This is a genomic window from Acinetobacter sp. CIP-A165 (assembly GCF_000367985.1).
GTDB lineage: Bacteria > Pseudomonadota > Gammaproteobacteria > Pseudomonadales > Moraxellaceae > Acinetobacter.
This window is the reverse complement of the sequence record NZ_KB849206.1, coordinates 207,818-221,384: the sequence shown is the minus strand read 5'-3', so window position 1 is coordinate 221,384 and position 13,567 is coordinate 207,818. Positions and strand designations below refer to the sequence as shown.

Sequence of the window (13,567 nt, the reverse complement as noted above, 5' to 3'; positions counted from 1 at the left end):
GAAAAAAACGAAAATTTTTCCAATCAAGGAAATTACTTTTATCAATATAGAACAGGATCTACTGACATTTCAACAAACAAAAAAGCCCAGTGTCTTCACAATGGGCTTCTATGCAAAGTAAATTCGACTTAGAAAGAAAAACCTTCTAAGTTTAATGAATTTGTAGACAATACCATATCAAGATTTGACGTTTGGTAGTCTTGATCGCGTTGTTTCAAAATGTCTTTAGTCACATGACCCATCGCAATTTCGCGTAAAGCAACGACGGTTGGTTTGTCATTATCCCATTCTACAGTGGGTTCCATTCCTTGACGTGCGAGTTGACGTGCACGTTTACTCGCCACCAGTACCAACTCAAAACGGTTATCTACGTGGTCTAAACAATCTTCAACGGTTACACGTGCCATAAGTAGTCTCGTTTGAACAATACATCTGAAATGACTAAGTAGTATAAAAGGCTTTTGAGTAAGACTCAAGCTATTCGCGATGGAGCGTAATTAAATTCTCGATCAATTGTTGATGACGATTACTTTGCTGCAATGTTACTAAACGGTTGGCGCTGATAATCGATTCTAGATCGTGCACGGCTTTATTGAAGTCATCATTGATAATAACATAGTCAAAACTAGCAAAATGACGCATATCCTCGACTGCACAACTGAGGCGATGCTCAATCACTTCAACTGAATCTGTGCCGCGGTTAGACAGACGTTGTCTTAAATCATACTGGGTCGGTGGAAGTATAAAGATTTGTTTTGATTCTGGAAAAAGTTTACGAACTTGCTCAGCACCTTGCCAGTCAATCTCTAATAATACATCGTGACCTTGTTGTAGTTGTGCTTTGACGGTGGCTTGGGAAGTCCCATAATAATTGCCAAAGACTTCTGCGTATTCAATAAATCCACCCTGTTCAACTTGGGCTAAAAAATCTTCTTTAGTGGTAAAATGATAGTGAACACCATCTAATTCGCCAGGACGTTGGTCGCGAGTCGTGTGCGAGACTGAAACATGAAGGTTGCTGACTCGATCGAGTAGGGCTTTCACTAAAGATGTTTTGCCTGTTCCTGAGGCAGCAGAAACGACAAACAATAGACCCGACATGATACTTTCCTGATATGATAAAATATCTTGGCTATTGTAGTGTAGCGTGCCGCTAAACGAAATAGTTTGGTATAAATATTCGGATGATGAGAGAGGATGTTATGGAAATCGTGTTAGCCAATCCACGGGGTTTTTGTGCTGGTGTTGACCGTGCTATAGCAATCGTCAATCGCGCATTGGAGTGTTTTAACCCACCGATTTATGTACGTCACGAAGTGGTACACAATAAATTTGTGGTCGATGATTTGCGTCAGCGTGGTGCTGTATTTGTCGATGAACTGGATCAAGTGCCTGATGATTCGATCGTGATTTTTAGTGCGCATGGTGTTTCTAAGGCCGTACAAATAGAAGCTGAACAGCGTGGTTTAAAGGTATTTGATGCAACTTGCCCATTAGTGACTAAAGTCCATATAGAAGTCACTCGCTATGCGCGTGAAGGGGTAGAAGCGATCCTGATTGGGCATGAAGGTCATCCAGAAGTTGAAGGTACGATGGGGCAATACGACCTGTCCAAAGGTGGTGCGATCTATTTGGTTGAAGATGAGCAAGATGTTGACGCATTGATGGTGAAACATCCTGAAAAAGTTGCTTTTGTCACGCAAACTACGTTGTCAATCGATGATACCGCAAAGGTGATTGATGCTTTGCGACTTAAGTTTCCGCAGATTCAAGGTCCGCGTAAGGATGATATTTGTTATGCCACTCAGAATCGTCAGGACGCGGTGCGGGATTTAGCTGAGCAATGTGATGTAGTCTTAGTGGTTGGCTCTCCGAATTCATCTAATTCAAATCGTTTACGCGAGTTGGCTGAACGTATGGGGAAATCTGCTTATTTAGTTGATAATGCGGATCAGCTTGAGCAGGCGTGGTTTAAAGCGGACAGCAAAATTGGTGTGACGGCTGGTGCGTCAGCGCCTGAAATTTTAATTAAACAAGTGATTCAACGCTTACAAGATTGGGGCGCAACACCGCCCAAAGAGTTACAAGGTACAGAAGAAAATATTACCTTTAGTCTGCCAAAAGAGCTGCGCATACAGGTGATACAAGCCTAATTTTATTAGAAAAATGTGAACTAGGAACGGATGGATTACACTCCATCCGTTTTTTTTGGTTCTTATCTGCTTTGTATTGGTTCTGTAAAAATAAAATTTAATATAGAGCTAATAAATTTAAAAAAAATTGGTACAAAGTAATGGGGAAAGGTCGGGGATTCACCTTAATCGAGTTGATGGTGACGATTGCTGTTTTAGCGATTGTCGCGATGATGGCTGTGCCTAGTTTTGGCAATATGGTGGCGAGACAAAAATTAAATGCAGCAACTCGTGAACTCACACTTGCGATTAATCAAGCAAAATCACAAGCAGCTTTGATGAAAACAACGGTAGCCGTATGTCTAAACCGAACCAATACGGATGATGACTTTAATAAAGATAAATGTGCGACAGCTCTGATTCCAAACTATGCAGCATTGGATCAACAAGAAGTTCAGAACACACGAGTTATTTCCGTGCAGATCGACCCTCAAGTTGCGATTGAATCTACCAGTGCAGAGATGATTTTGTTCAATGATGTCGGAAGTGCAACGACCGCTGAAACATTTAGTTTCTGTAAGTCAGCTCAAAACAGAACAATAGAAGTAACAAGATTAGGCAATGTTCGACAAGTTGCAGGGGCGTGTTAATGAATATTAATAAACATCAACAAGGTGTGGGGCTGGTAGAAGTACTGGTTGCTTTGTTGTTATTAGCAGTTGGGGTTCTAGGCTATACCATTTTGCAACTTCGCGCGGTAGATGCATCTAGTGAGGCATTAGCTCGTTCTCAAGGAATGCTCATTTTACGTGGGTTGGCTGAAAATATGCGTGCAAACCCCGATGCACAAACGAATTATCCTGCGGCTGTGAGAGCTTATACCAATATTACGGCAACACCGACATCACCTAGTAACGCGTGTTTCAATCCCGCCTCTGCCTGTACTCCTACGCAAATGGCAACTTATGACGCTTTTATGGCTGCACGAACAGCATTTGAAATTGGTATGAATATTACGATGGACACTTGTCCAGGCGTGATAGCTGCACCTGTACAACGGCAATGTTTATTTGCTGCATGGGGAGATACAGAGCTTAGCGCAACCAATACAGCTGCGGATGTAAGTGAATGTATGGGAGCAACAGGTGTGTATGTGAATCGCTCAAGTTGCTTAATGATGGAGGTCTATTAATGAAAACTCCACATTATGTTGATTCGAAGCCAATACATCAGCAAGGTTTTACCCTCATTGAATTGATGGTGGCGTTGGCGTTGGGTTTGCTTGTGACTGCCGCTGCGGTGCAGCTTTTCACGGGTGGATTTCTTGCTTCTCGTATGCAAGAAGCAAATGCTGAACTGCAAAATAGTGGTGTCTTTGGTTTAGATTATGTCGCACGTGATATTCGTTTGGCGAATTATATAAATACAGCTTTCCCAGAGTTGAATGACCAGACGCCATGGGGCGGAATTGTATTGACCGCTATAGATGCAACAACCTCTAATGCAAACTTACCTATTCCTGCCACAGCACCTTTTATTTCAAAGGGGCTATTAAGTCACAGTATTGGGACTGGCGATACACTCAGTACCACTTTACATGAATGGCAAGGTTTGTCGAACGTTGATGTCGAAAGTGACCAATTAACCATTCAGTTTGTTGCACCGAATGCGATGGTGAATTGTGAAGGGGAAAATGTACAAGCAGGTGATTACGTCATTCAGCGATATTTTTTAAGACGTGCAAATGCGGCTTTAACGACGGGCACGGATTACGGATTGGCTTGTGATGCAAATAGACCAACGCCAGCAGGCACAGCAGCCGTTGCAAAACCGACATCCATTACAGGGTTCGGTGGGGCTGGTGAGTTAATTATGCCTCGAGTTGATCATTTCGTGGTGCAGGTTGGGACTAAGGACTCAACAGGTAATATGGCGTATTACACAATTAATCAATACCGTACGATGGCCGCTGCTGCTCATGCGGCAGCTATACCCACTGTCCCACCTCGAATTGTTTCAGTCAAATTAGCAGTATTGGTTCGTTCAACAGATAACACTCGGAATAACGCAATTGATTTGTCTAGACGAATTGATTTGTTAAACCAAAATGTCGCACTCACTGACACCAATACTCGGTTTGCTCGCCGTGTATACAGCACTGTCGTCACATTTAGAAATGGGTTGGGAGAAAAATAATGAGCTTAAAACAACCCTATCGCCAACAACGTGGTGCAACACTGATCGTTGTCTTAATTATTTTGCTTGCTGTGACGATCATTGGTGTCGTTGCAATACGAGTAGCTATGACCTCACTGAATATTGCAACCAACAGTCAAATAGGACAATTGCTATTACAAACCAGTGATACACCAACGAATTATTTCTTAAATCGAACCAATTATAAAGATATTACCTCGGTTATGAATGTTGTAGGTAAGGTGATCGATGATCAAAAAGATCCTTTGAGTCATGGGCGGGAATATATTTTCTGTTATCGCCCCACTGAAGCCCTACAAGTCGGCAGTATCCTCGATGTAACAGTTTTGGTTCCACCAGCGGCAACTGCCTCGGATAATACCAAGGCAACAGTAGATGCGTCTGAAAGTAATCGTAGTGGCTTTTGTAATTTAGAGCAGGACTTTGGCAGTGCGCGTGAAGCAGTCGTGACCCAAGTTGCAGTGAAATATATCAATGCAGCAAATGATGCCACACCTGGGGCAGATTTGGCACGAAATACTGATCTGAGTAAAGACGCTAAAGTTCAGCAAGGTAAGGTCGATGGGCGAGTTCGCATCACATCAACTTCAATTTTGCCCAATTATTCGAGTACCAACTTAGCGGCAGTACAACAAGATTGTATTGGTAATGGTAGTGCTGTGGGCTTTATCAATGACAATGTCGATGATGGTTTGCAAACTAAGCGAACAGTTGCGGATTGTTTGCGCGATTATGGCATTCCCGTAAATACACAGGTTCAAGAGATTGATCTGATGACACGCTACGTCGAAGACGAAGCACCAGAATAAATAAATGGGGAGAATGATGATGAAAACACAAAGAAATAGGTTAGATTTCCAGCATTATGTTCACCGTTTTTCATATGGTGCGTCGTTTGTTTGGGCATTTACAGGGACAATGCTGGTAGCGGCATCAGTTGCACAAGCCAGTGATATGCAGATTTATGCAATGCCGACGGCAGGTAAAAAAACCATTGTTATGATGCTTGATACATCTGGATCAATGGGAGTTAATAGTGGTAGTAATGCAATTAATGCAGATTATGGTGTTTGTTCGGATCGCACTACTGTACAAACTGATACAGGTGGAGACGGTTCCTATACTTATACGAGAACATATTGTTCAGTGAGCCATTCGACTTTAAGTTCATCAAACTATCAACGACTTAAAGATATATGCTATAACCCAAATAAAAATGCTGATGGCACTTATAGTACCCGTACTGGCGCACTAAAATGCTATGATCGTATGTCTCGTTTACAAGATGGTATGTTTGCTTTTTTAAATAGTGATAACCCGAAACTTAACGAAGCTCGTGTGGGGCTAGGACATTATTCTGTAGGTGGGTCTGGGAGAGCTGGAAAGATCTTAGTTACAGCAGAAAGGCTAGGAGCTAGTGGATCGGATCAGCGTAATACATTGAAAAATGCAATAAAAGGTTTGACAGCGGCTGGCGGAACACCAACAGCCCATGCTTATGCAGAAGCAGCAGCCTATTTGATGGGAACAAACACACGTGGTGAAGCAGAAATACAAAAAGATTTATATAAGAAAATTACAACACAGGTCTTTGAGCGATATGAATGTCAAAATAGTTCACGCCCTTATTTAAATCCTGTAAATAATACTTGTTATCAATACAATAACGGCTTTGTCGGGAGTTATCAAAATGCTGGTTATGTATGCCCACCCTCTGGCGCGCCTACATTTAGCAATATAGGGACGAGCACTAATACTACTCGACAAAGATGTTATTTGGATGGTTATGTTAATAATTCGAATTCAAATTATTATCGTTCCGCAGATAGGGGGTGTGTAAATACTGCTTATCCTCATTTTAGTTCATCAAACAATAGATGTTATGCAACTCTGGGTTTTACAGGTAATACTGCGACACCAACAACAATTACTCGCCATGAAGTTACGTATTATAAGTGTCTGGATTGGCAACAAACGAACTTTACGAATGGTGTTCAATATTGTGGTGCTTCATCAAGTACTAATTCAGGGTCTACTACTCAAAGAACTGGTACAAGTACTTCTTATTGGCAAAACTTAGGAAGTACGGAGCCTACTGATTTTGTTGGTGATGGTAGTGAGACTGTTTCGGGTGTTGTTTATTCTCATACTTTGGAAATGCAACTAGGAGCAAATGCAGATAGTGGTTTTGATCAATCTGTTGCTGGTTCTAAAGACGGTATAAATTATATTTCACCTTTGCCAGCAGAAGCAGATCGCGTTAGTTGTGATGGTCAAGGGGTTTATATTTTATCTGATGGAGAAGCAAATAATTCAAGTCCTGCACGTTCTACATCAGTGATTTCTGCTGCATTAGGTAGTTATGGTTCAAATTTTAGCTGTCCAACTGATGGTTTAAGTACGGGAACCGCAGCATCTTGGCATTGTATGGGAGAGCTGGCCAAAAAGTTATTTAATGGTGGAGATATTCAAACTGCTGTTAATAAAATTACAAATCCAGTCAATATACCGATTCAAACGGCTTTTGTTGGTTTTGGCAAGGATTTTAATAGCTTAACTCAAACCCATGTCCAACAAGCTTGTAAACTGAGTTCTCGTACTCAAGCAGATCGTGACGGTCATGATGCTTGCTCTCCAAATCAAGGAGCGAATGCTGTTGCATCACCTGGTTATGGTAATGGTGGATTCTTTACTACTCAATCTGCTGAAGGTGTTACAAATAGCGTAATTGCCTTTCTTGATAATTTAGGTAAAGCAGCACTTGAACCGTTAACAACGGGGGCGATCTCTGTACCTGCGGATGCATTGAGTCCATCGGGATTACAGCCTTATGGTTATTTACGTGCCTTAGAGCCAAATCCACAAAGTAATAACATGATTTGGGCTGGTAACTTAAAACGTTATAAGGTGGTCTTGACTGGTGCGAATGCAGGTGCGTTTGCAGGTGCAAACGGTACAACACTGGTGTATGACTCAAAAGGGGCATTTAATAAAACCACAACAGACTTATGGAATAGTAGTGCTGTCTATGATGGGAAAAGCTATACAGATGGTGGCATTATTAATTTAGGTGGAGCGCTTTCTCGTGTGCCGATGCCGATTTCAGGTCAAATAGAAAATTTGTCTGTAGAGCCAAAACAGTACGCATATGCAGCAAGACCAAATGCATTAAGACGCTTATTCACCAACGTAACTGTGAACGGTGGTGCTGATTTAACCAGTAAAGATGATAGCGGTGATTTGTTGAGTATTCCTGTTGGGGATGCGGATGGTGATATTCCAACGACTGGAATCTCGGCATATGTACTGAAACAGTTTACAGAGCAAAATACGCTTAAAGACTTTCCGATTTTTGTTAAGCAAAAACTCTTAAATTATTTAGGTTTTAGTGTGCCTTTAGATGAGGTCGCCACAGATTTGCCTGCAACATTGACCACACCAAATGCACCCCATTTGGCAATGGGCGGAAGTGTACACTCATTTCCTGTGCAGTTGACATATTCGGGAACATTGGATGCCTCAGGTGTTAGAACCCATTTAAAGTGTCTATATTCTCACCAATAAAAATGTCTGGTTTATGATGGTTTTTATCACCATGGACTGGATATAAAATATAGATGCTGATCACTATGTCTGATAAAGAAATTCAACGTCTTGCAGTTCTGCAAGACGTTAGAGATCATCGTATTACCCAGGTCCGTGCTGCTGAAATCCTGAATCTTTCCACCCGTCAAATTACCCGGTTATTGCAGAAACTCAATCAAGATGGTGTCTCAGGTATGGCACATGCCAGTCGTGGTCAACCTGGCCATCGTCGCCATGATGACTTGTTAAAATCAAAGTGCCTTTCCATTATTGCTGAACATTTGCTGGGCTTTGGACCCACCTTGGCGCATGAGAAGCTCAGCAGCATGTTTGGTCTGCATATCCCGGTAGAAACGGTTCGTCGCTGGATGACTGCAAATGACCTGTGGATTCCTCGATCCAAGCGTCTGAAACGTCCGTATCAGCCTAGATATAACCGTGATTGCTTCGGTGAGCTGATCCAGATCGATGGCTCATATCATGACTGGTTTGAAGGCCGAGCTTCCAAATGCTGCTTGCTGGTTTATATCGATGACGCCACTGGAAAGCTGTTGCATCTGCGCTTTTGTGAGGCTGAAACGACCTTTGATTATATGCTTTCAACCCGAGCCTACATTGAGCAATACGGCAAGCCTTTAGCGTTTTATAGCGATAAACACTCGGTATTCCGAGTGAATCAGAAATCGAGCCAAGATAGCCAGATCACGCAATTTGGGCGGATTCTGAATGAGTTAAATATTGATATTATCTTCGCCAACTCACCCCAGGCTAAAGGCCGTGTGGAACGTGCCAATAGAACACTCCAGGATCGCCTGATCAAGGAAATGCGCCTAGAAGGTATCTGTTCAATTGCCGAGGCAAATGCCTGGCTGCCCTGCTTTATTGAGCATTTCAATCAGAAGTTTGCCAAGTGTGCGCGAAACTCAAAGAATTTACATCGGCCATTAACCGAATCTCATCTTGAACTGGATGATATTTTTACCTGGCAGGAACCGCGTAAGGTCACCAAGAATCTGACCCTGACCTATGACAAATGTATTTATCTGCTTGAACCGATAGAGCTGAATCATAAGCTTGTTGGGCAATATATTTCATTTCTGGAGTACCCGGATGGGACTGTGGCCCTCATGCACGAGGGACGAAAGCTCAACTACAGCATTTTCAATAAGTTAGCTGGGCTACAGCAGAATGAGATCGTTGAGAATAAACGGTTAGGTACAGTTCTGGCACATATTCAGCAACAGCATGAAGAGTTGGAAAAACAGAATAAACGTTCCCGTCTCAAGAAAAGTATGCCGAGTCGTAAAGCTCAGAAAGCTGTTATTGAACAAAGAAAGTTAAATCCTGTGCTTGACTCTTGTGGTTAAAAACAGGACATTTTAAATGGTTTATCGCATAGACATTTTAATTGGTGAATAACACTCAGGTCAACTCACGAGTACTCGTGAACAATCTATCTTATACGGTACGATGGATGGTGGTTTACATATAGTAGATAGTGCGACGGGTGTGGAACAAATGGTGTTTGTTCCATCCGAGTTGTTGAGAAGTAACATTGCGTCTAAAGCATTAGTCAAAGGTGCAAGCGATAACACTGCACCTGTACACGGTGTAGATGGCGAATGGGTTGCAGATGCATTATACAAATCTCAGAAAGCAACAAATGCCACAGATGTAAGTAAAGTACAAGCGCGCCAGATGAATGTATATGGCGGGTTGCGGATGGGGGGGGGAGAGTTATTATGGCTTGGATGTTTTAAACCCTAAAAAACCTAAACTGTTATTTAGAGTCGGCAGTGATCAAAGTAATTATAGTCGTATGGGACAGTCATGGTCTAAACCTATCCTTGCGAATATTCGTCATAACAATGTGATTAAGCGCGTGATGATCGTGGGTGGTGGTTACGATGCACGTTATGAGAGCCCAACCTTTACTTTGACTGGAAGTGATACTGCTAAAGGTAATGCAGTTTATATCATTGATGCAAAAACAGGTGAGCGCTTATGGTGGGCGAGTAATACTGGGGCAAATACCAATAATACAAATATGAAGCATAGTATTGTGAGTCGTGTCAGTGCGATTGACCGAAATGCGGATGGATTGATTGATCACCTTTATTTTGGGGATTTGGGGGGCCAGGTTTTCCGTGCAGATTTAAATAACGCAGTTGGAACACCAACCGAAGACTTTGGTAAACGTGTCGTGCGTTTGGCAAATCTTGCAACTACAGAAGGTGGAGTTGCTTTAGGCCAAGGCAAAAATCCACGTTTCTATAAAGCCCCAACGGTGACGATTCATGATCAAGGCGCTGAGACTTTTATGTTGATTGGTCTTGCATCTGGTAATCGGAGTACACCATTAGATGTTTATCCATTGCGAGGGCGTGATGGAATGTCCCCAGTGAATGCTTTAAATGATCGCTTAGTCAATAATGTGTATGGTGTTATCGATCGTGATTTTATTAAGCCAGACTTGATTAGTGGCACACCAACATTGGATACAGAGAATAAAAATCTCTCGCATTTGCAAAAAAATCCCCAATTGTTGACAGGTAATATTATCGGTGCATTTGTTGGTGCATCGGCTACCAAAGACGGTTGGTATCGTTCGCTGTCTAGTAACAGTAAAGGTATCGAAAGAGCGGATAATAGTTTCCGTGTAGCTGGTGGTATGAAAGCATTTGAAGAGCCGATTGCATTAACAGGTAACTTGATTGTCCCTGTTTATGACCCACAAGGTACAGGTATTGCACAACAAGACCCATGTAAACCTCGTGTGATTGGTGAAACAGATAGTCAACGCTTTTGCTTACCTTATGGTGTGTGTCTCAAGACGGATGGTACAGTGAATTCTGCACGAGAAGGTGGTACTGGCTTTCAAACGACAACGGAAGACTGCCCGCCCAATGTCGCTGAGTGTAATAAAAATGTGATCGGCGGGGGAATTGTTGGCTTGGCGCCAGTGCCAATTAAAGAACCAACATCAACAAATCCATGTCCTGATTTCTCTATTGCTGGGAATGAAAAGGGGAATGGAATTTGGAATTGTATTCCGACGATTAATCCAACTCGATGGTATGAAAGATGGAAAAAATAACGCAAGGAAATACAAAAATCTTTCAATCGACGAGAACGCTTCGTCGGTTGAAAGAGGGTTATGCTAAAGGGTTTACTCTAATTGAGTTGATGATCGTTGTTGTTATCGTTGCGATATTTGCTGCAATAGCAATTCCGAGTTATCAGGAATATGTGAGACGAGCTAATGTCGCTATGGCGCAACAAGAAATGCAAAAGATTGCAGAACAATTAGAGCGTCATAAAGCAAAAAACTTTACTTATCGAAGCTTTGACCCGAATTTTATTTATAACGTCGTGGGGCCAATGAACTCAGTGACTTTACCAAGAGGAGCAGCGAGTTCAGCGATTAAATATACAATTACAATCACAGATGCAGAAGCACCAACAAGATTGTTAACGGATACTACCGCTCCCGCGATTAGGGCCCGTAATTGGGTTATGATTGCGAGAACGAACGACGTTAGAAACTATGATTTGTTAATGACCAGTGCTGGAGTACGTTGTAAAAATAAAACAACATTAAATGTTACAGATGCGGGGTGTGGTACGGAAGCAACAGGAAGGGAGGACTGGTAATCGTGTATAAAAAAGGTTTTACCCTCATTGAGCTTATGATTGTCGTTGCGATTATTGGCGTATTGGCGGCGATCGCTTATCCAGCATATACAGGCTATAAAGTTCGAGTACAGCGTACAGATGCGCAGGCTGAAATGTTGCAAATAGCACGTAATTTGGCAACGTTTAAAATGGCAAATAATAGCTATGCAGGACGAACAGCAACAAATATTTATGGTGCAACGACAATACCTAGAGCACAGCCGCTATATGATATCGTATTGACTGATGTGGATGGCGTGGCTCTTACCGCAGCCTCTGCAAGAGTGAGAACTTGGTTGCTAATTGCAACACCTAAAGCAGGAACATTACAAGCTGGTAATGGTGTAATTTGCTTGAATGATCAAGGACAAAAATATTGGGAAAAAGCGGCAACAGTATGCGCACTATCCGCAACTTCAAATTGGGATGGTCGTTAATTCCATCATAAAGTACCCTATCTTCAAGAAAAGCAAATATCGAAAGGTATTTGCTTTTCTGCTTTTTATAGCGTGAGTTAGGTTGATTTTTTAATGTTGTGATTGTTTTATGAACAAAAAATAAACTTGATTCTGTGATTAATTTATCCTTAATTTAATAAAAATTGATTTGTATTTAATAATTTTGCAGTTATCTGACAATATCTACCTTTCATCCATAAAAAATAGATTTCATTACGGTTTGGTAGGAAATTGATAATTAAACATTAGAACATAAATCAAAACTATAAAAATTGTGCATATGGAGGGCGATATGCAACAAGTATGTGATTCCAAGCTTAACGCTTCGCCTCTTACTCGAAGCATAGCTTCTCGTCTTGCAGCTGGATCGAGCGTTGCTCGATGTGAGCTATGTCATTTCGAGCAATGTTCTTCGTCTTGTGCTCAGACAAAGTTATACTTTGTTTATCCTCGCTCAGGATTTACGTTATTTGAATTGATAGTGACAATTGCAATTATTGCAATTATTGCAATTCTTGCAGTGATGGCTGCACCCTCTTTTGCCAGTATGTATTCACGTCAAAAACTAGAATCTTCAGCACGTGACGTGGCGATGAAAGTATCTGAGGCTAGGGCCCAAGCCGTGATGCTTCGAGAGTCAACTGGTGTTTGTTTAAGCTCGTTATCAGAAGCCAACTGTTCAACAGCACTTTCGATCATGGATACCAATAAAAATAGGATCTTTGTGGCTCATTTAGAAAAAGGAGTCACAGTTGATAGCCGTTCAGAAACTTATCTTAAATTTAGAAACAATGGCAGTGTAGCTGCTGCTACCAATTTTATTTTACTGCGGAATGGCTTTTCTTATTGTATTGCTGTTGGGATAACGGGTGATACAACAATAAAAGAGGGGGCTTGCACATGAATTATAACAAACAAAAAGGTGTGGGTTTAGTTGAGGTTTTAGTTGCGCTATTACTTCTAGCAATCGCTGTACTAGGTTTTGCAGCCCTACAGTTGAAAGCGGTTGATGCCAGCTTGGAGGCGAGTAAGCAAGTGATTGGATTGACGATTGCTCGTGATTTGGCTGAACGTATGAGAGCAAACCCTCAAGCTGTTAGAGATGGAAAATATAATGTTGGTGCGTTAACCATTCCGACAGGAGAAGTTGCAACAACAGCAGGCGATGCTGAGAGTATCGCAGAACAAGATTTAAATAATGCTGCTGTACAAGCGAAGAATAATGGAATGAATCTATCGATTGCTGACTGTCCAACTGGAAATACACGGCAGTGTATCTATGTCGCATGGGAAGAGACTACTCTGTCAGGCAGTCAAGGGGTCGAGTCATGTATTAAAGACGGCGTGTATGTAAAAGGTTCACACTGTTTATTTTTGGAGGCTTATTAAAATGAAAAGAAGCCTCATAAATCAATTCGAGCATAGCTCGCTGCATTACATAGCTAGTCCTCGTACTCGAAGTAAGACTCCTCGTCTTGCGGCATCGGGTTACTTCGAGCA

At 41.8% G+C, this 13,567-nt stretch carries 13 protein-coding genes and 1 pseudogene; 12 read left to right on the top strand and 2 right to left on the bottom strand.

Annotated elements, in window-relative coordinates:
• Positions 1 to 128 precede the first annotated feature (128 nt).
• Together rpoZ and gmk are read right to left on the bottom strand one after the other, a co-directional pair.
• A complete protein-coding gene (gene rpoZ, locus F991_RS15335; protein ID WP_004673169.1) occupies positions 129 to 407 on the bottom strand; it encodes a DNA-directed RNA polymerase subunit omega in 279 nt (92 codons plus the stop codon).
• A 70-nt stretch (positions 408 to 477) separates the two neighbouring features.
• Positions 478 to 1,101, bottom strand: a complete 624-nt coding sequence (gene gmk / locus F991_RS15330) for a guanylate kinase (RefSeq protein ID WP_004673167.1) — start codon at positions 1,099 to 1,101, stop codon at positions 478 to 480.
• Positions 1,102 to 1,202: 101 nt separating this feature from the next.
• On the opposite strand from gmk, the gene ispH reads away from it, so the two are divergent.
• From ispH to pilV (F991_RS15270), 12 genes and pseudogenes are all read left to right on the top strand, one after another.
• A complete protein-coding gene (gene ispH, locus F991_RS15325; RefSeq protein WP_004673165.1) occupies positions 1,203 to 2,153 on the top strand; it encodes a 4-hydroxy-3-methylbut-2-enyl diphosphate reductase in 951 nt (316 codons plus the stop codon).
• 140 nt (positions 2,154 to 2,293) lie between these two features.
• Positions 2,294 to 2,782 (top strand): pilus assembly FimT family protein, encoded by a 489-nt coding sequence (locus F991_RS15320; RefSeq protein WP_004673163.1) that lies wholly within the window; start codon positions 2,294 to 2,296, stop codon positions 2,780 to 2,782.
• On the top strand, positions 2,782 to 3,324 hold the full coding sequence (gene pilV, locus F991_RS15315) for a type IV pilus modification protein PilV (RefSeq protein ID WP_004673161.1): 543 nt from the start codon (positions 2,782 to 2,784) through the stop codon (positions 3,322 to 3,324). The genes F991_RS15320 and pilV (F991_RS15315) overlap by 1 nt, the downstream gene beginning before the upstream one ends.
• Positions 3,324 to 4,328: a PilW family protein gene (locus F991_RS15310; protein WP_004673159.1), complete on the top strand. Its 1,005-nt coding sequence runs from the start codon at positions 3,324 to 3,326 to the stop codon at positions 4,326 to 4,328. The genes pilV (F991_RS15315) and F991_RS15310 overlap by 1 nt, the downstream gene beginning before the upstream one ends.
• Positions 4,328 to 5,158 (top strand): pilus assembly PilX family protein, encoded by an 831-nt coding sequence (locus F991_RS15305; protein ID WP_004673157.1) that lies wholly within the window; start codon positions 4,328 to 4,330, stop codon positions 5,156 to 5,158. Before F991_RS15310 ends, F991_RS15305 begins: the two co-directional genes overlap by 1 nt.
• A gap of 19 nt (positions 5,159 to 5,177) precedes the next feature.
• Complete coding sequence (locus tag F991_RS17765) at positions 5,178 to 7,913, top strand: hypothetical protein (RefSeq protein ID WP_004673155.1); 2,736 nt, start codon at positions 5,178 to 5,180, stop codon at positions 7,911 to 7,913.
• 53 nt (positions 7,914 to 7,966) lie between these two features.
• Entirely contained in the window at positions 7,967 to 9,301 is a 1,335-nt protein-coding gene (locus F991_RS15295; RefSeq protein ID WP_004668300.1) for an ISNCY-like element ISAba32 family transposase, read from the top strand.
• A gap of 55 nt (positions 9,302 to 9,356) precedes the next feature.
• A pseudogene (locus tag F991_RS15290) lies at positions 9,357 to 11,031 on the top strand (PilC/PilY family type IV pilus protein); the annotation flags it as partial.
• An 89-nt stretch (positions 11,032 to 11,120) separates the two neighbouring features.
• On the top strand, positions 11,121 to 11,588 hold the full coding sequence (locus F991_RS15285) for a type IV pilin protein (RefSeq protein WP_416201921.1): 468 nt from the start codon (positions 11,121 to 11,123) through the stop codon (positions 11,586 to 11,588).
• The gene (locus tag F991_RS15280) at positions 11,588 to 12,046 is read left to right on the top strand and encodes a type IV pilin protein (protein ID WP_034595761.1); all 459 of its coding nucleotides are present in this window, start codon (positions 11,588 to 11,590) and stop codon (positions 12,044 to 12,046) included. The genes F991_RS15285 and F991_RS15280 overlap by 1 nt, the downstream gene beginning before the upstream one ends.
• A 313-nt stretch (positions 12,047 to 12,359) precedes the next feature.
• A complete protein-coding gene (locus tag F991_RS15275; RefSeq protein ID WP_004673146.1) occupies positions 12,360 to 12,971 on the top strand; it encodes a prepilin-type N-terminal cleavage/methylation domain-containing protein in 612 nt (203 codons plus the stop codon).
• The gene (gene pilV / locus F991_RS15270) at positions 12,968 to 13,456 is read left to right on the top strand and encodes a type IV pilus modification protein PilV (RefSeq protein ID WP_004673144.1); all 489 of its coding nucleotides are present in this window, start codon (positions 12,968 to 12,970) and stop codon (positions 13,454 to 13,456) included. The genes F991_RS15275 and pilV (F991_RS15270) overlap by 4 nt, the downstream gene beginning before the upstream one ends.
• Positions 13,457 to 13,567 lie beyond the last annotated feature (111 nt).